This is a genomic window from Bacillus sp. XF8 (assembly GCF_017498755.1).
In the GTDB taxonomy this organism is placed as follows: domain Bacteria; phylum Bacillota; class Bacilli; order Bacillales; family Bacillaceae_G; genus Bacillus_A; species Bacillus_A bingmayongensis.
Window position 1 is genome coordinate 1 of record NZ_JAGDQK010000011.1, and the last position, 21,738, is coordinate 21,738.

20 protein-coding genes and 1 riboswitch are annotated in these 21,738 nt (G+C 36.5%); of the genes, 17 read left to right on the top strand and 3 right to left on the bottom strand.

Annotation, left to right across the window (positions count from 1 at the left end):
- Window positions 1-122 precede the first annotated feature (122 nt).
- Window positions 123-755, bottom strand: a complete 633-nt coding sequence (locus tag J4P91_RS07965) for a trimeric intracellular cation channel family protein (RefSeq protein WP_207993524.1) — start codon at window positions 753-755, stop codon at window positions 123-125.
- Window positions 756-1,230: 475 nt separating this feature from the next.
- Between J4P91_RS07965 and J4P91_RS07970 the strand changes: the two genes are divergently transcribed.
- The 8 genes from J4P91_RS07970 (at window position 1,231) to J4P91_RS08005 (ending at window position 10,067) form a co-directional block, all read left to right on the top strand.
- Window positions 1,231-2,679, top strand: coding sequence for an O-antigen ligase family protein (locus J4P91_RS07970; protein WP_207993525.1), 1,449 nt, complete (start codon window positions 1,231-1,233; stop codon window positions 2,677-2,679).
- Window positions 2,680-2,778: 99 nt separating this feature from the next.
- A complete protein-coding gene (locus tag J4P91_RS07975; protein ID WP_017153656.1) occupies window positions 2,779-3,888 on the top strand; it encodes a glycosyltransferase in 1,110 nt (369 codons plus the stop codon).
- Between the two features lie 20 nt (window positions 3,889-3,908).
- The gene (locus tag J4P91_RS07980) at window positions 3,909-4,649 is read left to right on the top strand and encodes a WecB/TagA/CpsF family glycosyltransferase (RefSeq protein WP_207993526.1); all 741 of its coding nucleotides are present in this window, start codon (window positions 3,909-3,911) and stop codon (window positions 4,647-4,649) included.
- Window positions 4,650-4,816: 167 nt separating this feature from the next.
- Window positions 4,817-5,164, top strand: coding sequence for a multicopper oxidase domain-containing protein (locus tag J4P91_RS07985; RefSeq protein ID WP_207993527.1), 348 nt, complete (start codon window positions 4,817-4,819; stop codon window positions 5,162-5,164).
- Between the two features lie 297 nt (window positions 5,165-5,461).
- The gene (locus J4P91_RS07990) at window positions 5,462-6,661 is read left to right on the top strand and encodes an MFS transporter (RefSeq protein WP_207993528.1); all 1,200 of its coding nucleotides are present in this window, start codon (window positions 5,462-5,464) and stop codon (window positions 6,659-6,661) included.
- Window positions 6,662-6,956: 295 nt separating this feature from the next.
- Window positions 6,957-7,673 carry a LytR/AlgR family response regulator transcription factor gene (locus J4P91_RS07995; protein ID WP_207993529.1) on the top strand — a complete coding sequence of 239 codons (717 nt, stop codon included), beginning with the start codon at window positions 6,957-6,959 and terminating at the stop codon, window positions 7,671-7,673.
- Window positions 7,674-7,795: 122 nt separating this feature from the next.
- On the top strand, window positions 7,796-9,871 hold the full coding sequence (gene cstA, locus J4P91_RS08000) for a carbon starvation CstA family protein (RefSeq protein ID WP_207993530.1): 2,076 nt from the start codon (window positions 7,796-7,798) through the stop codon (window positions 9,869-9,871).
- Window positions 9,864-10,067 (top strand): YbdD/YjiX family protein, encoded by a 204-nt coding sequence (locus J4P91_RS08005; RefSeq protein ID WP_207993531.1) that lies wholly within the window; start codon window positions 9,864-9,866, stop codon window positions 10,065-10,067. The genes cstA and J4P91_RS08005 overlap by 8 nt, the downstream gene beginning before the upstream one ends.
- Window positions 10,068-10,239: 172 nt before the next feature.
- On the opposite strand, the gene pdxK is transcribed toward J4P91_RS08005, so the two are convergent.
- Window positions 10,240-11,064, bottom strand: a complete 825-nt coding sequence (gene pdxK, locus J4P91_RS08010; protein ID WP_207993532.1) for a pyridoxine/pyridoxal/pyridoxamine kinase — start codon at window positions 11,062-11,064, stop codon at window positions 10,240-10,242.
- Between the two features lie 157 nt (window positions 11,065-11,221).
- On the opposite strand from pdxK, the gene J4P91_RS08015 reads away from it, so the two are divergent.
- The 3 genes from J4P91_RS08015 to J4P91_RS08025 all read left to right on the top strand — a co-directional run bounded on the left by J4P91_RS08015 (window position 11,222) and on the right by J4P91_RS08025 (window position 14,291).
- The gene (locus tag J4P91_RS08015; protein WP_207993533.1) at window positions 11,222-12,799 is read left to right on the top strand and encodes a GAF domain-containing sensor histidine kinase; all 1,578 of its coding nucleotides are present in this window, start codon (window positions 11,222-11,224) and stop codon (window positions 12,797-12,799) included.
- A 25-nt stretch (window positions 12,800-12,824) separates the two neighbouring features.
- Window positions 12,825-13,472, top strand: coding sequence for a response regulator (locus tag J4P91_RS08020; RefSeq protein WP_207993534.1), 648 nt, complete (start codon window positions 12,825-12,827; stop codon window positions 13,470-13,472).
- A gap of 192 nt (window positions 13,473-13,664) precedes the next feature.
- Window positions 13,665-14,291, top strand: a complete 627-nt coding sequence (locus J4P91_RS08025; protein ID WP_207993535.1) for an FMN-dependent NADH-azoreductase — start codon at window positions 13,665-13,667, stop codon at window positions 14,289-14,291.
- A 63-nt stretch (window positions 14,292-14,354) separates the two neighbouring features.
- Here J4P91_RS08025 and yeiL read toward each other — a convergent pair whose 3' ends face one another.
- Window positions 14,355-15,029, bottom strand: coding sequence for a transcriptional regulator YeiL (gene yeiL, locus J4P91_RS08030; RefSeq protein WP_207993536.1), 675 nt, complete (start codon window positions 15,027-15,029; stop codon window positions 14,355-14,357).
- A gap of 143 nt (window positions 15,030-15,172) precedes the next feature.
- Between yeiL and J4P91_RS08035 the strand changes: the two genes are divergently transcribed.
- The 6 genes from J4P91_RS08035 (at window position 15,173) to thrC (ending at window position 21,731) form a co-directional block, all read left to right on the top strand.
- The gene (locus tag J4P91_RS08035; protein WP_207993603.1) at window positions 15,173-15,859 is read left to right on the top strand and encodes a YjjG family noncanonical pyrimidine nucleotidase; all 687 of its coding nucleotides are present in this window, start codon (window positions 15,173-15,175) and stop codon (window positions 15,857-15,859) included.
- 232 nt (window positions 15,860-16,091) lie between these two features.
- The gene (locus J4P91_RS08040; RefSeq protein WP_207993537.1) at window positions 16,092-16,721 is read left to right on the top strand and encodes a hypothetical protein; all 630 of its coding nucleotides are present in this window, start codon (window positions 16,092-16,094) and stop codon (window positions 16,719-16,721) included.
- Between the two features lie 126 nt (window positions 16,722-16,847).
- A riboswitch (SAM riboswitch) is annotated at window positions 16,848-16,953 on the top strand.
- Between the two features lie 92 nt (window positions 16,954-17,045).
- Complete coding sequence (locus J4P91_RS08045; protein ID WP_207993538.1) at window positions 17,046-18,344, top strand: bifunctional O-acetylhomoserine aminocarboxypropyltransferase/cysteine synthase; 1,299 nt, start codon at window positions 17,046-17,048, stop codon at window positions 18,342-18,344.
- Window positions 18,328-19,233: a homoserine O-acetyltransferase MetA gene (gene metA / locus J4P91_RS08050; RefSeq protein ID WP_207993539.1), complete on the top strand. Its 906-nt coding sequence runs from the start codon at window positions 18,328-18,330 to the stop codon at window positions 19,231-19,233. Before J4P91_RS08045 ends, metA begins: the two co-directional genes overlap by 17 nt.
- A gap of 144 nt (window positions 19,234-19,377) precedes the next feature.
- Entirely contained in the window at window positions 19,378-20,673 is a 1,296-nt protein-coding gene (locus tag J4P91_RS08055) for a homoserine dehydrogenase (protein WP_207993540.1), read from the top strand.
- Window positions 20,673-21,731: a threonine synthase gene (thrC, locus tag J4P91_RS08060; RefSeq protein WP_207993541.1), complete on the top strand. Its 1,059-nt coding sequence runs from the start codon at window positions 20,673-20,675 to the stop codon at window positions 21,729-21,731. Before J4P91_RS08055 ends, thrC begins: the two co-directional genes overlap by 1 nt.
- Window positions 21,732-21,738: the final 7 nt, after the last annotated feature.

Here is a 21,738-nt window from a genome sequence, read left to right on the forward strand (position 1 = left end):
CTTCTAATGAAAACTTTGCCATAAAAAAACTACACCTCCAATTGTTAATTGTGTCTAACAATTGGGGTGCAGTTCATAAAGAGTGGTGCGTTTTTTATATGCGATAAGTAAAGAGAATTCTCTTAATGACTTTTATTAGCTTTTGCATGAGTCTTAAAGAAGACTGGAAAATGTACATTATATATAACAGTGACTACACGTATGATGAATGTTACGAGTAAACAAATATAGAAAGCTAATACATGTGCACCCATTTCATGTGTGATTAGGAAACTAATCGCACCTAGAATAGAAGCAATTGCATAAATTTCTTTACGGAATACATAGGGGATATCTTGAGCGCAAATATCACGCAAAATCCCTCCACCAATACCTGTAATAACACCCATCGAAACGACTAAGAATGAGGCGTTGACGTGATGCGACATCGCTGCGTTTGCTCCAATAGCGGTAAAGACTCCTAAACCGACAGCATCTGAAAGCATAATGACAACTTGGAGTTTATTAATGCGTTCAAAAAACATGCAAGTAAAAAGTGCTGCTAACACGCTGACAAAAAAGTAAATTGGTTGTACAAATGCGACAGGAGGTAGGTTACCAATCATAATATCACGAATAATTCCGCCACCTAGTGCAGTAGCTACAGCTAAACAAAGGACACCAAACAAATCTAGATCTTTCTTTAAACCAACTAATGTACCAGAAATGGCAGCGGCAACAATGCCAAGAAACGTAAATATTTCGATTAATAACATGGCTCTATTCCCTTCCTCCTAAAGATGTTCCAGAGAAAAAATATACACTAAAGTTATGAAAATAACAATTACTTTTCGTTACATGTAGAAAAACGAAAGAAATACATAAAGAAAGCGTTTGTAAAGGTGAAAAAATTAAGCTATAAAAATGATATTTTAATAAGAAATCCATTCATTTATTAGGCGATAATTATTTTTAAATCCATATAAAATAATTTAATGTTTATATAAGATTATATTTTAGTATAAATTGGAAATTAAGAGGGGGTAACATTTTCTTTTTCTATACTTTTTAAAAGGTGGGGATTATTTATAGGAGATAATTTTTTCTTATAAGGGAGAGATGGACAATCGGTAATTGTATAAAAATAGTTCTCAAATTAAATATGAGTTATGTTATAATTACTAGGTGTATTTTAAATGATATAAACGATGTTTAAATGATAATGTAATGATTTTGTATGGAGGTCTCGGAATGTTAGCAAATCAAGCTAGGATTAGGTTTGAGCAGTTTTTGCTCTTTTTTATTATTTTACAGCCTGTTTTAGATCTATTAACGTCGCTTAGTATTATCGTATTAAAAATAAATACGACATTTGGGATAATAGCAAGATTTCTTATTATGGCAATCTGTGGTATTTATATCTTGCTGCAGGCAAAAGAAAAGGAAAATAGGAAGTTTTTAATTTATCTTATCTTACTAGCAGTGGTACTTGGAATAGGGTTTATTAATAATAAACTTATCAAGAGTCCGATTGTATTAGGAGAAGAAATTAGATTCGTTGCAAAAGCATTGTATATATATATTATGCTTAGTGCATACATTTTAGCTTTAAAATCGTTGAAGAAACTTACAAATATTGGGGATAAAGTTAGAAACAATATTATGTATTCTACATTAATTATTAATATTGTTATGGTTGTTTCTATTACAACGTCTACAGACTTTGGTAGTTATGAATGGATGAAAGTTGGTTCCCGTGGATGGTTTTATGCAGGGAATGAACTAGGGTCAATTCTAGCTATTATCTTCCCGATTGTAGTACTATACTCAGTTCAAAAAACGAAAAGTATCACTAGTGTTTTATACTGGATTCCGTCCCTGTTAATGATTTATTCTTTAATTCAGGTCGGTACGAAAGTAGGAATGGGTTCAATTGGTGCTACTTTGGCAGCAGCAATTTTTATTATTCTACTTCAGTTGTTATTTGATAGAAAAAATCCGAACAAGAAGGCTCTTTTACTTAATGGAGTGATTGCCATCGTTCTATTAGCCGGTATTGTTGGAACGTTTAAAAAGACACCATTAGCGCAGAATATGGGCATCCATACTGGTTATTTAGCTGAACAGAATGTGGCACAACAACAACAAAAAGAAAAAGAAATTAAAGAGAAGCTACAAGAACAAGAACAGCATAAACCAGAGAAGCCAGAAGAAAAGGCAAAAGTAGAAGAAGAAGTTAAAAAAGAGCTTCAGAAAGAACAGAAAAAAGAAAATCAAGAGAACCTAATCTTTAGTGGGCGTCAAGTGTATGCAGAAAGACATAAGCAGTTCTTTAATGAAGCGCCAATGTCACAAAAATTGTTAGGAATGGGTTACGCAGGTAACTTTAAATATAATCCAGAAAAGCAACCTGATCCAAAGTTGATTGAAATGGACTTCCATGATTGGTTTTATGATTTTGGGATTATCGGTTTCGCGTTAATGATGATTCCGTTCATCTATTATGGTTTAAAAATCTTATTGACCATTATTACAAGATTTAAAGACATATTTAATATAAAATATGGAATGATAGCAGCAAGCTTAGTGTTAGCTTTAGGTATCGCATATACTGCAGGTCATATTTTGACGGCACCAGGAGTTGGGATTTACTTTGTAGTGGTGTTAGCTTATCTAATTGTAGATTTAGAAATTGAATGATAAAAATAAAAGCTAACTTTTGTTAGCTTTTATTTTTTAGTACAGTAAAATAAAAGATAGATGGAAAATGTGGCGAGGATTTAAAGGAGGAAAAAAAGTATGAGGATATTGCATATGAATGCGGGAGCAGAAGATGGAGGAGGGAAAACACATATTATTTCACTTCTTGATCAGTTTCCGACCGATGAAGTAGAATTAGCAGTATTTGAAGACGGAATTGTTGCGAGGGAAGCAAGAGAATTAGGGATAAAAGTTCATGTGTTTTCACAAAAGTCTCGCTACGATTTATCCATTTTGAAGAATATAAGTGGATTCATTAATAAAGAAAAATTTGATATTGTTCATACGCACGGACCGAGAGCAAACTTTTATGTTTCCCTAATGAAAAAGAAGATCGCTGCAAAATGGGTTACGACGATTCATAGTGATCCGTTCGAGGACTTTACAAAACAAGGCTTAAAAGGTTGGATTTTTACGAAATTGAATTTAAAGGCTTTAAAAGATATAGATTTATTCTTTGTTGTAACAAATCGATTAAAAAAGAGTTTAGCGCAATTAGGAATTTCGAGCGAAAAGATGCGTGTTATTTATAATGGTATCGAGTATGACAAAGAAAAAGCACAAGGGTATAATAAGAAAGAAACGTTTAACATTGATGAAGATGTATTTACAGCGATTCAAGTTGCCCGTCTTCATCCCGTTAAAGGTCATGAAGTATTGTTTGAGGCATTGAAACAAACGACATTGACGAAAATTAAAGTATTATTAGTAGGCGATGGTCCTTTAGAACAAGAACTTAAGGCGTTAGCTACCGAAAAGGGAGTTGCAAGTAAAGTTGAGTTTTTAGGACATCGTCAAGATGTAAAAGAATTATTTGCGTCTTCGCATGTTAATTTATTAACATCTCATAGTGAAGGTTTTCCTTTAGTTTTATTAGAAGCAGCGAATCAACGTGTTCCATCTATTGTAACGAGGGCGGGAGAAATTGAGCCGTTAATTGTAGATGAAAATTACGGCTGGATTGTTCCAACTGGAGATGGAAAGGCGTTAGCTGTTGCGTTAGAAGAGGCGTATGAAAAGTGGAAAACTGGAGAGTTAGCTGTAATGGGAAAACACATCTATGAGCATGCTGTGGCAAACTTCTCATTGCACAAGTTATATGAAGATACGAAAGAAACATATAAAGAATTAATAGCTAAAAACCTTTAATAGCAGAGAGGATTGTAATTATGGTAGTACAAACAGTTGATATTTTAGGTGTCCCTTTCTCTACAATGACAATGGAAGAGACAATCCAATATCTCATGAAACAGCTAGAATCGGGACAAGATCACACATTCCAAGTTGTAACAGCAAATCCTGAAATTGTAATGTGTGCGAAAAAGGATCCAAGTTTTCATCAAACACTGTTGAAAACAGATTTGATTACACCAGATGGTATCGGTGTTGTAAAAGCTAGTGGTATGCTAGGAACACCACTAAAAGAGCGTGTAGCAGGTTTTGATTTAATGAGTGATTTATTTGGGACGTTGTCGGAAGAGAATAAATCTGTGTCTGTTTTTTTACTTGGAGCAAAACCGCATGTTGTGAAAGGTGCCGCTGATCATTTAACAAAAACATATTCAGCTGTATCTATTGTGGGAACACAAGATGGATACTTCAAACAAGAAGAGGAAGAAGATATTATTTCTCGTATTCAGGAAGCAAAGCCTGATCTATTACTTGTAGCACTTGGATTCCCAAGACAAGAAAACTTTATTCAAAATAATAAGCATCGTTTGCAGGCAAAGGTAGCTGTTGGTGTAGGTGGTAGTTTGGACGTTTGGGCAGGGGAAGTAAAACGTGCGCCAAAATGGATTCAAGCCATTCATCTAGAATGGTTTTACCGTCTATGTAGCAATCCGACGCGTTGGCGTCGTCAGCTAGTATTAGCTGAATTTCTAAAAGAAGTGATGCGTTCGAAAAAGTAGCGAAATCTCGCTACTTTTTTTATGAATGGAAATGGTTGTGGTAGGCCTATTAATCCAGAGGGCGATGCCAATGTAATGAAATTTGCTGTAACGAAAAAATTAAGCGAAACAGATCGAAGTTGTATTCCATGTCATATGAGAAAAAAGAGGATAGTTTAAGAAGATGTATGAAACGTATTCGAAAATTAAAGGTAACTGCATCACGTGATATGTATAATCGTCCTATGTTTCTGTTAGATGATAAAATGTGGCATGATCCTGTTTTAGAAATTATGAAGGTAGGAGATGTAGAGATATTGGAGTATTTGAATGTTACGGGTGGTGTTCATCCAATTCATTTACACCTTGTGTATTTTTATATTCTCGATCGGCAGCCATTTGAGGTGAGCTTTTATAATGAAACAGGTGAAATACGTTTTACATGCCTACCGATTATGCAGGATGAGGGTGAACGTGGACCAAAAGATGTTGTTCGTGCTTCTCCTGGGCATATCACCCACATTGTCATTTGTTAGAACATGAAGATCATGATATGATGCGTCCATTTCAAATAATTGAGTAAAACGCCTGTGTATAGGGCGTTTTTTTTATCTCGCTATTTGCGAACGGTAATACCCTCGCCTCAAATTTCAGCAAAAGCAGAGAGGTTAGGTAAGGGCTAATAATCGGTGGGGGATGAAGAAAATCACTACTTATTAAAGTTTCACTTTATGGGAATGATGAAGGAGGACTTTATATATGAAATTGTTTTACTTATACAATACACATGTGTAAAATGATGTGTAAAGACACCTGTGTAAGGAGGACTTCTAGTGGGGAATGTAAAAGAAATTTCAAAGCGAAAGCTTCTTGGAATAGCAGGGCTTGGCTGGTTATTTGACGCAATGGATGTTGGTATGCTTTCATTTGTCATCGTGGCACTTCAAAAAGAATGGGGATTAAGTAGCCAAGAGATGGGCTGGATAGGCAGCATTAATTCAATCGGCATGGCAGTCGGGGCGCTTGTATTCGGCATACTAGCAGATAAGATGGGAAGAAAATCAGTCTTTATTATAACGCTATTATTATTTTCTATCGGTAGTGGTCTAACAGCTTTATCCACAACACTAACTGTGTTTCTTATTCTGCGCTTTTTAATCGGTATGGGCCTTGGCGGGGAATTACCCGTTGCGTCTACTCTTGTATCTGAAAGTGTTGAGGCACATGAACGCGGAAAAGTTGTTGTATTACTAGAAAGCTTTTGGGCTGGCGGTTGGTTAATTGCAGCACTTATTTCTTATTTTGTAATTCCAAAGTATGGTTGGCAAGTAGCGATGGTGTTAAGTGCGATTCCAGCCTTATATGCCTTATATTTAAGATGGAATTTACCAGATTCACCAAGGTTTGAAAAAGTTGAGAAAAAGCAATCTGTTATTACAAATATAAAGGCAGTTTGGTCTTTAGAATATCGTAAAGCAACAATTATGCTATGGGTTTTATGGTTCTGTGTGGTCTTTTCTTATTATGGTATGTTTCTTTGGTTACCAAGTGTAATGGTATTAAAAGGATTTAGCTTAATAAAGAGTTTTCAGTATGTATTAATTATGACATTGGCACAGCTCCCAGGATATTTTACTGCGGCATGGTTTATTGAACGCCTTGGCCGTAAATTTGTATTAGTTACGTATTTAATAGGTACGGCATGCAGTGCATATGTATTTGGAATAGCAGATTCACTTACGACATTATTGATAGCTGGAATGTTCTTGTCCTTCTTTAACTTAGGGGCATGGGGTGCTTTATATGCATATACACCTGAACAGTATCCAACAGCAATTCGTGGTACAGGAGCGGGGATGGCTGCTGCCTTTGGTCGTATTGGTGGAATCCTTGGTCCACTATTAGTAGGTTATCTCGTTGCTTCGAAAGCACCTCTGTCATTGATTTTTACAATCTTTTGCGGTTCTATTTTGATTGGAGTACTTGCAGTAGTAATGCTTGGTCAGGAAACGAAGCAGCAAGAGTTAGTATAATGAAAAAAGGGAGTCCAGCAGACTTCCTTTTTTGTTATCACGCATTAACGAGCGGTAATACTCTCATCTCGAAGCAAAGGAGTTAGATGGGAGCTAAAAACTACCCGTAAAAGCCTGATTGTTGAGGGCTAATAATCAGTGGAGGATGCAAAAAACACTGATCAAATTTTTACTTTATGCTGTAGTGAAAGAATTAATAGTAAGTAGAAAATCTGGTTAGAAAAAGGGATTATTTCTTACGAAAGCGAATGTATACAACAAGACATATGGACAAAAGAATTAGGTGGTTGGGCAAATGAAAATTTTACTTATCATGGAAGAGACAGAAAATAGAAATCGATTAATTGAGACATTTACGGAAAATATGCGAAATGTAGAGTGCTTTGAAGCAAGAACAGGAATGGGATCTTTACAAGTAGCCAAAAAGTATATTCCTGATTTTGTTTTTTTAGATACAAAATTAAAGGATGGCACAGGGTTTGAATTCTCTAGCTTATTACAACAATTAAGTTGCGATACAAAGTTTATTTTTATCGGTGAGAATATAGAAGAGGCGATAATAGCTTTTCGCTTCCAAGCGTTTTATTATTTACTACGACCTTTTCGTGCAGAAGATTTACAATTTCTTTTGCATAGAATAGAGCAAGAAAAAGGAAAAAATATAAAAAGTCATTTGCGCAAACTTCCGATTGAAAGACATGAAGGGATTACGTATATTTTTCCAGAGGATATTGTATATGTAAGTAAGAATAAGGAGAATAAAACCGTTTCAATTTATACAACAAATAATCAGTATATTTCAACATATACACTTCAAGAATTAGAAAATAAATTAACAGCATATGATTTTTTACGTGTTCATAAAAGTTATTTAATAAATGTCATGTATGTCCAGGAACTAAAGCCTTATTATAATGGAACTTATAATCTTTATTTGGAAAGGTATGATGAGCAGCCGATTCCTGTTAGTCGAAATTATGTAAAACGACTTCGAAATAAAATTGAACTATGACAAGTCGTGGGTGAATTTCAACATGTTAACATAAGAATCCTTCATGATAAGGAGGATTCAACTTAAATATTCAGAAAATTTAGTACAATCTCCACTAAGAAGTAGTATAAGGGGGATTGTATGTGAAGGCATTTAAGTCAATTTTACTTTGGGGTGTAATCGCAGCATTAGGAGCAGTTGGATTTGGTGTAATTGCCTTATCACAAGGTGAAACGATTAATGCTGTATGGCTATTAGTGGCAGCTGTTTCTGTATATGCCGTTGCTTACCGTTTCTATAGTAGATTTATCGCACGAAAAGTATTTGAACTAGATAATAATCGGCAAACACCTGCTGAGACGCTCAATGATGGGAAGGATTATGTTCCCACAAATAAATGGGTATTATTTGGACATCACTTTGCGGCAATTGCTGGAGCGGGCCCACTAGTAGGGCCAATTTTGGCAGCGCAAATGGGATATTTACCAGGAACAATTTGGATTATTGTTGGAGTTGTAATCGCTGGAGCTGTACAAGATTTTGTTATTTTATTTGCTTCAATGAGACGTAATGGAAAATCATTAGGTGAAATGATTAAAGATGAGATTGGTCCTGTAACTGGATTAATTGCGATGATTGGTATTTTAGGCATTATGATTATTTTATTAGCAGTATTAGCTCTAGTGGTTGTGAAAGCGCTTGTTGGTAGCCCTTGGGGAATGTTTACAATCGCAGCGACAATTCCAATTGCTATTTTAATGGGTGTTTATATGCGTTATATTCGTCCGGGACGCGTTGGAGAGGGGTCGGTTATCGGTATTATTTTACTCCTTTTATCTCTTGTGGGAGGACAGTATGTAGCTGAGAATCCTACGCTCGCAAGCATGTTTACTTTTAGTGGTGAAACGATTGCAATTATGCTTATTGTATACGGTTTTATTGCATCTGCATTACCGGTTTGGATGCTCCTTGCTCCGCGTGATTATCTAAGTACATTTTTAAAGGTCGGAACAATTGTTGGGCTAGCAATTGGGATTTTAATTGTAGCACCAAACTTACAAATGCCGGCTGTGTCCAAGTTTATTGATGGAACAGGCCCGGTATTTTCTGGAAATCTATTTCCGTTTTTATTTATTACAATCGCGTGTGGGGCTGTTTCAGGATTCCATGCTTTAGTTTCCTCTGGTACTACGCCGAAGATGATTGAAAGAGAAGGTCATGCCCAGCCAATTGGTTACGGGGCCATGTTAATGGAATCGTTCGTCGCGGCGATGGCAATGATTGCGGCTTGTGTATTAACACCAGGGACATACTTTGCAATTAACAGTCCAGCAGCTCTTATTGGTACCGATGTATCACAAGCTGCTCAAGTTATTTCTTCTTGGGGATTTGCAATTACACCAAATGAATTAAAAGATCTTGCTGTAAATGTTGGTGAACAAACCATTTTATCTCGTACAGGAGGAGCACCAACATTAGCAATTGGGATGGCCTACATCTTCTCACAAGTAATTGGGGGAACCGCGATGATGGCATTTTGGTATCATTTTGCTATTTTATTTGAAGCACTATTTATTTTAACTACAATTGATGCTGGTACACGTGTAGGACGATTTATGATTCAAGATATTTTAGGGCACGTATATAAACCATTTGCGAAGACAGATTCTACACTGGCTAATGTTATTGCAACAACCTTATGTGTGTTAGGATGGGGATATTTCTTATACCAAGGTGTAGTTGATCCGCTCGGTGGGATTAATACGTTATGGCCACTCTTTGGAATTGCTAACCAAATGTTAGCTGGAATCGCTTTATTACTTGGAACAACGATATTGTTCAAAATGGGGAAAAAGGCGTACGTTTGGGTCACGCTTATCCCAACGGTAGGATTGCTCATTGTAACGATGACAGCTGGCTATCAAAAATTATTTCATGAGAATCCGAAAATTGGATTTTTATCGCATGCAAAAGTATTTCAAAACGCTTTAGATGAAGGAAAAATACTAGCACCAGCTAAAAATGTGGCACAAATGAAGCAAATTATTTTCAATGATTATATTGATGCAGCACTATGTGGTATTTTCATGGTAGTTGTTATCGCAGTTCTTGTTTCGGCTATTCGTATATGGATTAAAGTGTTGCAAAATAAAGCAACACCATTAAAAGAAGCACCATATATTCCAAGAGATGAAAGTGAGTCGAGAAATTATGCTTAAAAAATTGGGAAAGGTGTGGAGAACACGTAAGCAATTTATTAGTTTGCTTGTTGGAGTACCAAGTTATGAAACGTACGTTACTCATATGAAACAGCACCACCCAGAAGAACCGATTCTATGTCGAAAACAGTTTTTTGCAGAAGCACAAGAAGCTAGGTTCAATGCGAAAGGTGGAAAAATATCAAGGTGTTGCTGAAGAGAAAGAGCGATTCGTCGCTCTTTTTTTACTTTTTTGTTGTTTCACGTGGAACAACAAAAATGGTTTTGAGTGTATAGTTTTTTGAATAGAGTTTGAAAAGAAATGGTAGAAATAAGATTTAGCATCATAAAAAAACAAGCTATCCATAGATAGCCTGTTTTTTTATTTCTTATACAAGCTCTTTTCCAGCAGCAAATTTACGATATGCACCGTGATGTGTTGGTCCGATGTATTCGTTTAATTTGAAAGAGTAACGAATCGCAGCTGTGATGAAGTCTTTTGCGATTGCTACAGCTTCTTTTACAGATTTACCTTTTGCAAGTTCTGCCGTAATTGCTGCAGAGTATGTGCAACCTGCGCCGTGTGTATTTGTTGTATCAATTTTCTCTGATTCTAAGAAGTCGAATGTTTCTCCATCGTACAATACATCGATTGCAGTTTCTGTACCTAGTTTGCTACCGCCTTTAATTAGTACATATTTTGCACCTAAAGTATGGATTTTTTTAGCAGCTTCTTTCATGTCTTCAAGGGAATTAATTTTCACACCGCTTAATTGGTATGCTTCAAATAAGTTTGGTGTTACAACTAATGCTTTTGGAACAAGTACATCACGTAAGCAGTCATTTGTTTCAGGATGCAATGCTTCATCTGCCCCTTTACAAACCATAACTGGGTCTACTACTACATTTTGTAGATTATGCTTTTCAATTGTTTCAGCAACCATTTCAATGATTTCAACAGATCCAAGCATACCTGTTTTTAAAGCATCAACACCAACACCTTCAATTGTTGTTTCTAATTGTGGCTTGAGTGTAGAAGCAGGAATAGGGAATACGTTATGTGCCCAGCCGTTATGTGGATCCATCGTTACGATTGTTGTAAGAGACGTCATTCCGTATACACCAAGTTCTTGGAACGTTTTTAAATCCGCTTGTATACCAGCGCCACCGCTTGTGTCAGAACCAGCGATTGTAAGTGCTTTGTTTAATGTCATTGTGAAAGCCCCCTCAGGTGATATAATGAAAACTACATTTTTAACCATTATATCAATCTTATGAATAAGTACAAAGTGAAAAAGTTACTTGTTTGTTTGAGAATACATTAAATTTGGTACAATGAGAAAAGAAAATATTGTATGTAGGAGACAATTTATGTTTCAAGAGAACCGTATAAGCGAATTAGCTATATTAAAAGAGATTGCAGAAACATTAAATACATCAAATGATACATATCATGTGCTACAAGCGGTATTAGAAAAATTGCTGCATGTAACAGGATTAACAACAGGATGGATTTTTCTTGCTGATGAAAATGGCAGATATACAAAATTAATTGATTATCATTTACCAGCAGCTCTTTCCTTTCAAAATAAAAGGCCAATGTGTGAAGGAGAATGCTGGTGTTTGCGCCGTTTTGTAGAAGGGAAATTAGAGCGAGCGGTTAATATTATTGAATGTAAAAGAATCAACAACGCGGTTGAAAATAATTGGGGTGACACAGAAGGAATTCTTCATCATGCTACGGTTCCATTAAAAGCTGGTGGAGAAGAATTTGGCGTACTAAATGTAGCGAGTCCAGGAAAAACACATTTTTCTGAAGAAGAACTGATGCTATTACAATCGGTTGCCCTGCAAATTGGAACAGCTTTAAAACGAACGAAGCTATATGAAAATGAAAAGAAACGGGCTCATTATTATGTGAAACTAGAGCGTTTTATTCAAGAACTAAGAAAGATTCATAAGTTAAATACATTGCCAGAAGAAGTTGTAAAACAAGTGGGAAATGTATTTCTATGGGAGCAAGTCGCATTTTTTATACAAGAAGAAAAGAAGTTATCCATGCGAGCTTTCTATAAGAAGCATACATTGCAAGAGGATTCGGGTTTAGAGAGGGCGGCAAAGGAAGCGATAGAAAAGAACCGACCTGTTTTAATGAAAAGACAAGTTGGAAATGGCGTTCATCCTAACGGTTCTATTGTTGCAGCTCCAATACATATTCGAAATCACGTCTTTGGTGTTTTATGTGTGAATTCAAACCAGGTTGAGTTTGATACAAATGCCGTAGATGTTCTTCAAGCGTTAACGAATCATATTTCATTAATGATTGAGAATTTACGATTAAATGAACAGCGCCGCGAGCTTGTTAGAATGGAAGAACGTAACCGTTTGGCAAGGGATCTGCACGATTCAGTTTCACAAAAATTATTTTCATTAACCTTCATGACGAAGGGAGCAGAGGCTGTTTTGAAGGGACAAAATGAAAGGGTAGATCAATCTCTTCATGAGATGAGGGAGTTAGCGCAAGGTGCTTTAAAAGAAATGCGGACACTTATTTGGCAGCTTCGTCCAGCGGGACTAGAAAAAGGATTACTGCCAGCTTTAAAGCAATATGGTGAAAACTTAGGTTTAAAAATTCGTGAGCAGGTTACAGGTGTACGTGATTTACCGCGTGTAGTAGAAGAAACATTATGGCGTATTGGACAAGAGGCATTAAATAATGTAAGTAAGCATGCAGGTGTAAGAGAAGCAACGATTTATTTCAAAGTGACAGAGAACAATGTATCCTTAGAAGTAGTTGATCACGGCGTTGGTTTTATAGAGAAGAATGTAAAAGAGAAGAAATCGCTCGGTATGACAACGATGCGTGAACGAGCGGAGTTAATTGGTGGATATATTACGATTGTAAGTGAAGAAAAGAGAACAAGTATAAAAGTTATCATACCATTATAATGTCATGTGAAGATGAGGGAAATTCGTGAAGATAAAAGTATTATTAGTTGATGATCATACAGTTGTTTTAAAAGGATTAGCATTTTTTTTAAGTACGCAAGAAGATTTGGAGCTAGTTGGAGAAGCAAATAACGGGAAAGAAGCGTTAACGAAAGTAGGAGAGGTGCAGCCGGATGTTGTACTAATGGATTTATATATGCCAGAGATGGATGGTATTGAAGCAACTGCGTGCATAAAAAAAGAATATCCAAATGTGAAAGTACTCGTATTAACTAGTTTTTCGGATCAAGCGCATGTTTTACCAGCTTTAAAGGCTGGGGCAAGCGGATATATTCTTAAAGATGTTGAACCAGATCAACTTGTGGAAGCGATTCGTAGTGCATACAAAGGAAATATTCAGCTTCATCCTGATATAGCAAGTGCACTTCTTTCTCAAACATTGCCGCAAGAAGAGCAACAGGAGTCATCAAATATTCATGTAGATGTACTAACGGCAAGGGAGAATGAAGTGTTGCAGCTCTTGGCAAAAGGGATGAGCAATAAGGGAATCGCATCTGTTTTAGTCATTACGGAAAAAACAGTAAAGGCTCATGTAAGTAGCATTTTAAGTAAATTAAATCTATCGGATCGTACGCAAGCAGCTTTATATGCAGTGAAAAATGGAATTGTATAAGACAAAAGTCGTAGGACCTAGTTCGCCTTTAGAAGGTGGACTTTTTTTATGAAAAGATACGTCTATATGTGGAAGAAATTGTTGGAATGAGAGGATAAAATATATTTGTAAGCAACAACAATTACAAGGGATTCTCCCTTTTTAGCGAGTAAATAATAAACAACGTAAGAGTGAGTAGTAGGAGGAAAAAACATGACAACAGTGTTATTTGTAAAAGCTAACAACCGTCCAGCGGACCAAGCAGTTAGCGTGAAATTATATGAAGCATTTTTAGCAAGCTATAAAGAATCACATCCAAATGATACAGTGGTAGAACTTGATCTATACAATGAAGAATTACCATATGTAGGAGTAGATATGATTAACGGTACATTTAAGGCGGGAAAAGGGTTTGACTTAACAGCAGAAGAAGCAAAGGCAGTAGCTGTTGCTGATAAATATTTAGATCAATTCCTTGCAGCTGATAAAGTAGTATTTGGTTTCCCATTATGGAACTTAACAATTCCAGCAGTACTTCACACATATATCGATTACTTAAACCGTGCTGGTAAAACATTCAAATATACGCCAGAAGGTCCAGTAGGTCTTATTGGAGATAAGAAAATCGCATTGTTAAACGCACGTGGTGGTGTATATTCTGAAGGTCCAGCAGCTGAAGTAGAAATGGCTGTTAAATATGTAGCAAGCATGATGGGCTTCTTCGGTGTAACAAATATGGAAACAGTTATTATTGAAGGACATAACCAATCCCCAGATAAAGCGGAAGAGATTATCGCAGAAGGGCTTGAAAAAGCTGTTAAAGTAGCAAGCACATTCTAATTAATAAAATAATCGTCATTGAATAAGCAGTATCAACGTTTTTAAGATGTTGGTACTGCTTTTTTATTGTCGATCGAGCTCTTTTGCTAATTTTTGTAATTTCTTTTTGTCCTGTATCAGATATATTCTGCCTTCTTTTTTTAACAAATTTTGATGACAAAACTGCTTTAATACATACAAGAGATGACGATAACTAATATTTAAGTATTCAGAGGCTTCCGTGTGCTTTTCAAGATAACGATTGTTTTGCTCAGTTAACAGAATAAAAGCTGCTAAGCGATTTTCTAAAGGATAGTTATAACTTTTCGCATATTGTTCAGTTCGAGTGATTGTTTTTTCGCCAATAAATTTGCATAGCTGTTGTAAGAAATGAGCGTCCTGCAACAAGAGATGATGACAATCTTTCAGGGGAAGAGCTAAACAAACACATGGTTCCATGGCTTCGATTCCTTTTGTCACAGATTCGACTCCAATTAATCCTAATTCTCCAATAATCGATGGGGCTTTTACAAAGTTAATTAAGGAAACCTTCCCATTTTGATGGCTCATATATATTTTTGCTTTTCCAGAAATTAAGTAATAGAGATAGGGAAATTCCTCTCCTTCGTTACAAATGGTTTCTTTCTTGTGAAACGAGTGAACTTCTATATATGGAAAAATATTAAACGAAAAGAACGTTTGAAAGTTGAATCGTTGTACATAACTATAAATTTTATCTGGATTTTTTTCGATTTTCATTTTTTCACCTCTCATTTAGTATGAGATATCTCCTATTCTTTTTACAAGTGGTAGTGATACCATTTATTTAAGAACAAAAGAAAAAGCGTGTTTTTATAGAAGAAAGGAAGAGAATCAACATGAAGGGGACGACAATACCATCATTGAAGAAATATCAAACATTACTATTTGATGTGGACGATACATTATTAGATTTTAAAGCAGCTGAAAGAACAGCATTACATTTACTTTTTGAGGAACAAAAAATCTCTTTAACTGATGAAATTGCAGCACATTACAAAAAAATAAACCAAGGTCTGTGGAAATCTTTTGAAGAAGGAAAAATAGGCCGTGATGAAGTTGTGAATACTCGATTTTCAATTTTATTTAAGGAGTATGGTCAAGAAGTTGATGGAACCTTGTTTGAAAAGAATTATCGTAGTTTTTTAGAAGAAGGGAATCAGCTCATTCACGGGGCTTTTGAATTAATACAAGATCTCCAAAGCCGATATGACTTATATATTGTTACAAATGGTGTTTCCAAGACGCAAGATAAACGTCTACGCAATTCAGGATTACATCCGCTCTTTAGAGATATTTTTGTTTCGGAAGACACTGGCTATCAAAAGCCAATGAAGGAATACTTTGATTATGTTTTTGCACGAATTTCTAATTTCTCTGTGGAGGAAGGATTAATTATCGGTGATTCCTTAAGTGCAGATATTAAAGGTGGACAACTAGCCGGATTAGACACATGTTGGTTTAATCCTGAAGGGAAGCCGAATCAAACGGGGATTGTGCCAACTTATGAAATACAAAATCTTAATGAGCTGTATCAAATTTTACGCTAATTACTATCTTCTTAGATTAAAACATGGTGCCAGCCCTTTAAAGATTCTAAAGAAATTGGGAGAGCGTCTTGTGCAATAAGCCAAAGAAATAGAGGAAAATGAATTGGTTAAGGTACAGCTGTTATTGTAGAATAATGAAAACTTGCGTTATTTGCGCAAGTTTTTTTCATATGAATAAATATATGACTTAGTTTAATGTTATAGTAAAATTTTCCATATAGGAGGGAGAGGTTTGAGCGTTTTTATTTATACTGTTTTAGCAGCATTTGCTTGTATATTAATAAGTTCGTTGATTTTACAAAAGAGATTTCCATATAAAAAATATGATGTTTTTTTGTCTATTATCGTGATTGCATCGGGTATTGCTCTTATGTTCTATGGTGCTTATGGTGTGGATGTTTCTGTCGGGAGAAACCTATGGTACATTGGAGTATTTATAGTGATTGGAGCTGTAACGGGTACCTTGATAAGTATAGCTGTAAGATTTGGAAAGAGACGCGATAGATATAAAATACATGTTTTTGGTCATATATTAGGATTTTTAGGCTGTACCATACAAATCATCACTTACTTTTATCAGGAATATCAGTGGACTTTCTTTGATGTAGAAAAGTTTTTTATTTTTATTATGCTTATAGTATCTATACTATTTGTTTGTATTGCAGTGTTTTTTCATCGAATTTTTTTCATGTGTGTCGCAATTTTTCCAAGTGTATATGCGATGACGTACCTATCTATCCCTTGGATGATAATAAATAATACCCTAATTATAATGGGGGCATTGCTTATGACAATGGAGTATAAAAAGAAGAGACGTGTAAGTAAACGTGTAGAATATTTTAGGGGGAAAGGTTATTTATAATGATATACTAATATAGTTTAAATTTTAAGAATAAACGATTAAATTGTTAATAAAATCTTTTGTAAAGATTCAGAAAAATAATTGACATTAGGAAATTATTGCTATAAAATCAACGGTAATTGCATAGTCTTATCAAGAAAAGGTGGAGGGACAGGCCCTATGAAACCTTGGCAACAGCCGAATAACGGAATTGTGCCAAATCCTGCAGGTAATAAATCCTGAGAGATAAGAAAGAAACTCTAGAGCGTGTTTTCAAACTGCTTCTTTCTTGTTAGGGAAAGAAGCAGTTTTTTTTATTTTCTATAAAAGAAAGGAGAATAAGAAATGGGAGAATCATGGGGAAAGGGAACTATTTGTGTGCAAGGTGGTTATACGCCGAAGAATGGAGAACCACGTGTTTTGCCACTTTATCAAAGTACAACGTATAAATACGATACGTCCGATGATTTAGCAGCACTCTTTAATTTAGAGGCAGAAGGCTATATTTATACACGTATTGGAAACCCGACACTAGCAGCATTTGAACAAAAGTTATCAGAGCTAGAAGGTGGTGTTGGAGCGGTTGCGACAGCTTCTGGTCAAGCGGCCATTATGCTAGCTGTTTTAAATATTTGTAGTAGTGGTGATCATTTACTTTGTTCTTCAACTGTTTATGGTGGGACATTTAACTTATTTGGGGTAAGTCTACGTAAATTGGGGATTGATGTTACATTCTTTAATCCGAACTTAGCTGCTGATGAAATTGTGGCACTTGCCAATGATAAAACAAAGCTTATTTATGCAGAATCACTTGGGAATCCAGCGATGAATGTTTTGAATTTTAAAGAGTTTTCAAACGCGGCAAAAGAGTTAGAAGTACCTTTTATTGTTGATAACACGTTAGCGACACCATATTTATGCCAAGCGTTTGAACATGGGGCAAATATTGTTGTTCATTCTACAACGAAATATATTGATGGACATGCAAGTTCATTAGGCGGGATTGTCATTGATGGCGGGAATTTTGATTGGACAAATGGAAAATATCCCGAGCTTGTCGAACCAGATCCAAGTTATCACGGTGTAAGTTACGTGCAGAACTTTGGGCAGGCGGCATATATTGTGAAAGCTCGTGTTCAATTATTAAGAGACTATGGAAACTGTATGAGCCCATTCAATGCGTATATTAGCAACATCGGTTTAGAAACATTGCATTTACGAATGGAGCGTCATAGTGAAAATGCCCTTGCAGTTGCGAAGTGGCTCGCTAACCATGATCGTATTGAATGGGTAAATTATCCGGGATTAGAAAGTAATGAAAATTATTCGCTAGCGCAAAAGTACTTAGCAAAAGGTGCAAGTGGCGTTTTAACATTCGGCATTAAAGGGGGATTAGAATCTGCGAAAGAATTTATTGCAAATGTGAAGCTAGCGACGCTTGTGACGCATGTAGCAGATGCGAGAACATGTGTGATCCATCCTGCTAGTACAACGCATAGACAGTTAAATGAAGAAGAGCAGCGTTTAGCGGGTGTTACATCTGATTTAATTCGCTTATCGGTCGGCATAGAAGATGTTTCTGATATTATTGCGGATCTAGAGGAAGCGTTAGTTGGAGGCAAAGCACATGCCGATCATTGTTGATAAGGATTTACCAGCTCGTAAAGTATTGCAAAAAGAAAATATTTTTGTGATGACAAAAGAGCGAGCTGAAACACAAGATATACGTGCTTTGAAAATTGCCATTTTGAACTTAATGCCAACAAAACAAGAAACAGAAGCGCAATTGCTCAGGTTACTTGGTAATACACCACTTCAATTAGATGTGCATTTGCTCCATATGGAGTCCCATTTATCTCGTAATGTGGCACAGGATCACTTAACAAGTTTTTATAGGACATTTCGTGATATTGAGGAAGAAAAATTTGATGGGCTTATTATTACAGGAGCTCCGATTGAAACACTTCCTTTTGAAGAGGTAGACTATTGGGAAGAACTTGGGCGTATAATGGAATACTCAAAAACGAATGTAACATCTACACTGCATATTTGTTGGGGAGCACAAGCTGGTTTGTATTATCACTATGGAATTCCGAAATACCCTTTGGAAGAAAAGATGTTTGGTGTATTCGAGCATGAGGTGCATGAGCAGCATGTGAAGTTGTTACAAGGGTTTGATGAACTCTTCTTTGCACCTCATTCTCGCCATACAGAAGTGCGTAGAGCTGACATTGAAAAGGTGCCAGAACTGACGTTACTAGCAACATCAGAAGAAGCAGGTGTCCACCTTGTTATGGGGCAAGAAGGAAAGCATATTTTTGTTCTTGGTCATAGTGAATATAGCTGTGATACGTTAAAAGAGGAATATGAACGCGATAAACAAAGAGGGATAGACATTGCGATTCCAAAAAACTATTTTAAACATAATAATCCAGCTGAAAAACCACTTATAAGATGGCGGAGTCATGGAAACTTATTATTTTCAAATTGGTTAAATTATTATGTGTATCAAGAAACCCCTTATATTTTGTAAGATGGTCATTATATAACACGTGGCAACGTTTTCTTTGTAAGGATCATCCTATATTTTTCTAAATGTTCAAAATATATTGTTTTTCAGAATTTTACCTTATATAATGGCATCTAAATACAATTCTTTAGAGGGGTGGACAGTATCATGAATGAAATTCAAGTGGGCTTATTAGGCCTTGGAACAGTTGGCAGCGGTGTGGTTCGTATTATTACGGATCATCAAGATCGTCTTATGCATCAAGTCGGTTGCCCAGTGAAAATAGCGAAAGTATTAGTTCAAAATATTGAAAAAGAGCGAGAGGTCCAAGTACCCTCTACTTTATTAACGAAAAATGTGAATGAAATTATAGATAATCCTGAAATTGATGTTGTCATTGAAGTAATGGGCGGCATCGAAGAAGCGAAAGCATACATTTTACAAGCTTTGAAAAATGGTAAACACGTTGTTACTGCTAATAAAGACTTAATGGCATTGCACGGAGCAGAATTGCTGACCGTGGCAAAGGAAAACCAAGCTGATTTATTTTACGAGGCGAGTGTAGCCGGAGGGATTCCGATTTTGCGCAGCATTGTAGAAGGGCTTTCTTCAGACCTTATTACGAAAGTGATGGGAATCGTGAACGGAACAACAAACTTTATTCTGACAAAAATGTCTGACGAAGGGAGAGCATACGACGACGTGTTAAAAGAAGCGCAGCAGCTTGGATTTGCGGAAGCAGATCCAACATCAGATGTTGAAGGTTTAGATGCAGCAAGAAAAATGACGATTTTAGCTACTCTAGGTTTTTCTACAAATGTAGAGCTTGGAGATGTGAAGGTGAAAGGGATTACTTCCATTACAGAGGAAGACATTGCATATAGTAAAAGCTTAGGATACACAATTAAATTAATTGGGCTTGCGAAGCGTGATGGTGAAAAATTAGAAGTAACAGTCGAGCCAACATTACTTCCGAATACACACCCGCTTGCAGCTGTTCAAAATGAATATAACGCCGTATATGTATATGGTGAAGCGGTAGGGGAAACGATGTTTTATGGACCTGGTGCAGGAAGTTTACCAACAGCGACAGCAGTTGTTTCTGACTTAGTTGCGGTAATGCAAAATGTGCGCCTTGGTGTAACTGGGAATAGCGCAGTTTCTCCGCAGTATGAGAAGGTATTAAAAGAGCCGGATGAAATTTTCGTGAAAAAGTTTTTACGTTTGCATGTAAAAGACGAAATTGGTGTGTTTGCAAAAATTACATCTCTATTCTCTGAACGCGGTGTTAGCTTTGAAAAGATTATTCAAATGCCACTTGGGGAGAAAGGGAAGGCCGAGATTGTTATCGTAACGCATCGTGCATCACTTGCAGACTATGAATATATTTTACATACACTCGGGGCATACGAAGAAGTAGGTTGTGTGAAAGCAAACTATCGAATCGAAGGAGATGCTAGGTAATGTGGAAAGGTTTGCTTGCTGAGTATAAGGAGTTTTTACCTATTACGGAAAAAACACCGTCCTTAACATTGCATGAAGGTAATACACCACTTGTTTTACTAGAAAATCTTTCAAAGCGGTGGGGCGTAACAATTTACGGGAAAATAGAAGGAGCAAATCCGAGCGGGTCTTTTAAAGATCGCGGTATGGTAATGGCGGTAGCAAAAGCAAAAGAGGCGGGAAGCGAAGCGATAATTTGTGCATCTACAGGTAATACATCTGCATCTGCAGCAGCTTATGCGGCTAGGGCGGGACTGTCATGTATTGTTATCATTCCAAATGGTAAGATTGCATACGGAAAGTTAGCGCAAGCTGTCATGTACGGAGCAGAAATTGTAAGCATTGATGGAAATTTCGATCATGCTTTACAAATTGTACGTAAGCTTAGTAGTTCATCGCCAATTACACTTGTGAATTCTGTTAATCCATACCGTATTGAAGGGCAAAAAACAGCTGCGTTTGAGATTTGTGATGCGCTTGGAAAAGCACCGGATATTCTAGCAATTCCAGTTGGTAATGCGGGCAATATTACAGCGTATTGGAAAGGTTTCAAAGAGTATCATGAAAGACTTGGTACGGGTTTACCAGAGATGCGCGGCTTTGAGGCGGAAGGAGCAGCGGCGATTGTGCGTGGACATAAGATTGAAGAGCCAGAAACAATCGCAACAGCGATTCGAATTGGGAATCCAGCAAGTTGGGAGCAAGCCGCCCTAGCTGCAGAGCACTCTCAAGGTAAAATTGACGAAGTAACAGATCGTGAAATTCTTGAGGCATATGAATGGCTAGCCAAGTACGAAGGAATCTTTGCAGAACCGGCTTCATGCGCTTCTCTTGCTGGTGTGTATAAACAGCTGATACGCGGAGAAATTGCAAAAGGAAGCCAAATTGTAGCGGTATTAACAGGTAACGGTTTGAAAGATCCAAATATCGCCATTGATACGAAGAGAATTCAGCCGGTTGTCTTACCAAATGATGAGAAGGTTGTCTTTGATTATATTCAGGGAGCTGTCTTTCAGTAAAATAGAT

Bases quoted from the DNA above. Each gene is read 5' to 3' on its own strand.
- J4P91_RS07965 (WP_207993524.1), bottom strand. From the start codon at position 755: ATGTTATTAATCGAAATATTTACGTTTCTTGGCATTGTTGCCGCTGCC.
- J4P91_RS07970 (WP_207993525.1), top strand. From the start codon at position 1,231: ATGTTAGCAAATCAAGCTAGGATTAGGTTTGAGCAGTTTTTGCTCTTT.
- J4P91_RS07975 (WP_017153656.1), top strand. From the start codon at position 2,779: ATGAGGATATTGCATATGAATGCGGGAGCAGAAGATGGAGGAGGGAAA.
- J4P91_RS07980 (WP_207993526.1), top strand. From the start codon at position 3,909: ATGGTAGTACAAACAGTTGATATTTTAGGTGTCCCTTTCTCTACAATG.
- J4P91_RS07985 (WP_207993527.1), top strand. From the start codon at position 4,817: ATGAAACGTATTCGAAAATTAAAGGTAACTGCATCACGTGATATGTAT.
- J4P91_RS07995 (WP_207993529.1), top strand. From the start codon at position 6,957: ATGAAAATTTTACTTATCATGGAAGAGACAGAAAATAGAAATCGATTA.
- J4P91_RS08005 (WP_207993531.1), top strand. From the start codon at position 9,864: ATGCTTAAAAAATTGGGAAAGGTGTGGAGAACACGTAAGCAATTTATT.
- pdxK (WP_207993532.1), bottom strand. From the start codon at position 11,064: ATGACATTAAACAAAGCACTTACAATCGCTGGTTCTGACACAAGCGGT.
- J4P91_RS08015 (WP_207993533.1), top strand. From the start codon at position 11,222: ATGTTTCAAGAGAACCGTATAAGCGAATTAGCTATATTAAAAGAGATT.
- J4P91_RS08025 (WP_207993535.1), top strand. From the start codon at position 13,665: ATGACAACAGTGTTATTTGTAAAAGCTAACAACCGTCCAGCGGACCAA.
- yeiL (WP_207993536.1), bottom strand. From the start codon at position 15,029: ATGAAAATCGAAAAAAATCCAGATAAAATTTATAGTTATGTACAACGA.
- J4P91_RS08045 (WP_207993538.1), top strand. From the start codon at position 17,046: ATGGGAGAATCATGGGGAAAGGGAACTATTTGTGTGCAAGGTGGTTAT.
- metA (WP_207993539.1), top strand. From the start codon at position 18,328: ATGCCGATCATTGTTGATAAGGATTTACCAGCTCGTAAAGTATTGCAA.
- J4P91_RS08055 (WP_207993540.1), top strand. From the start codon at position 19,378: ATGAATGAAATTCAAGTGGGCTTATTAGGCCTTGGAACAGTTGGCAGC.
- thrC (WP_207993541.1), top strand. From the start codon at position 20,673: ATGTGGAAAGGTTTGCTTGCTGAGTATAAGGAGTTTTTACCTATTACG.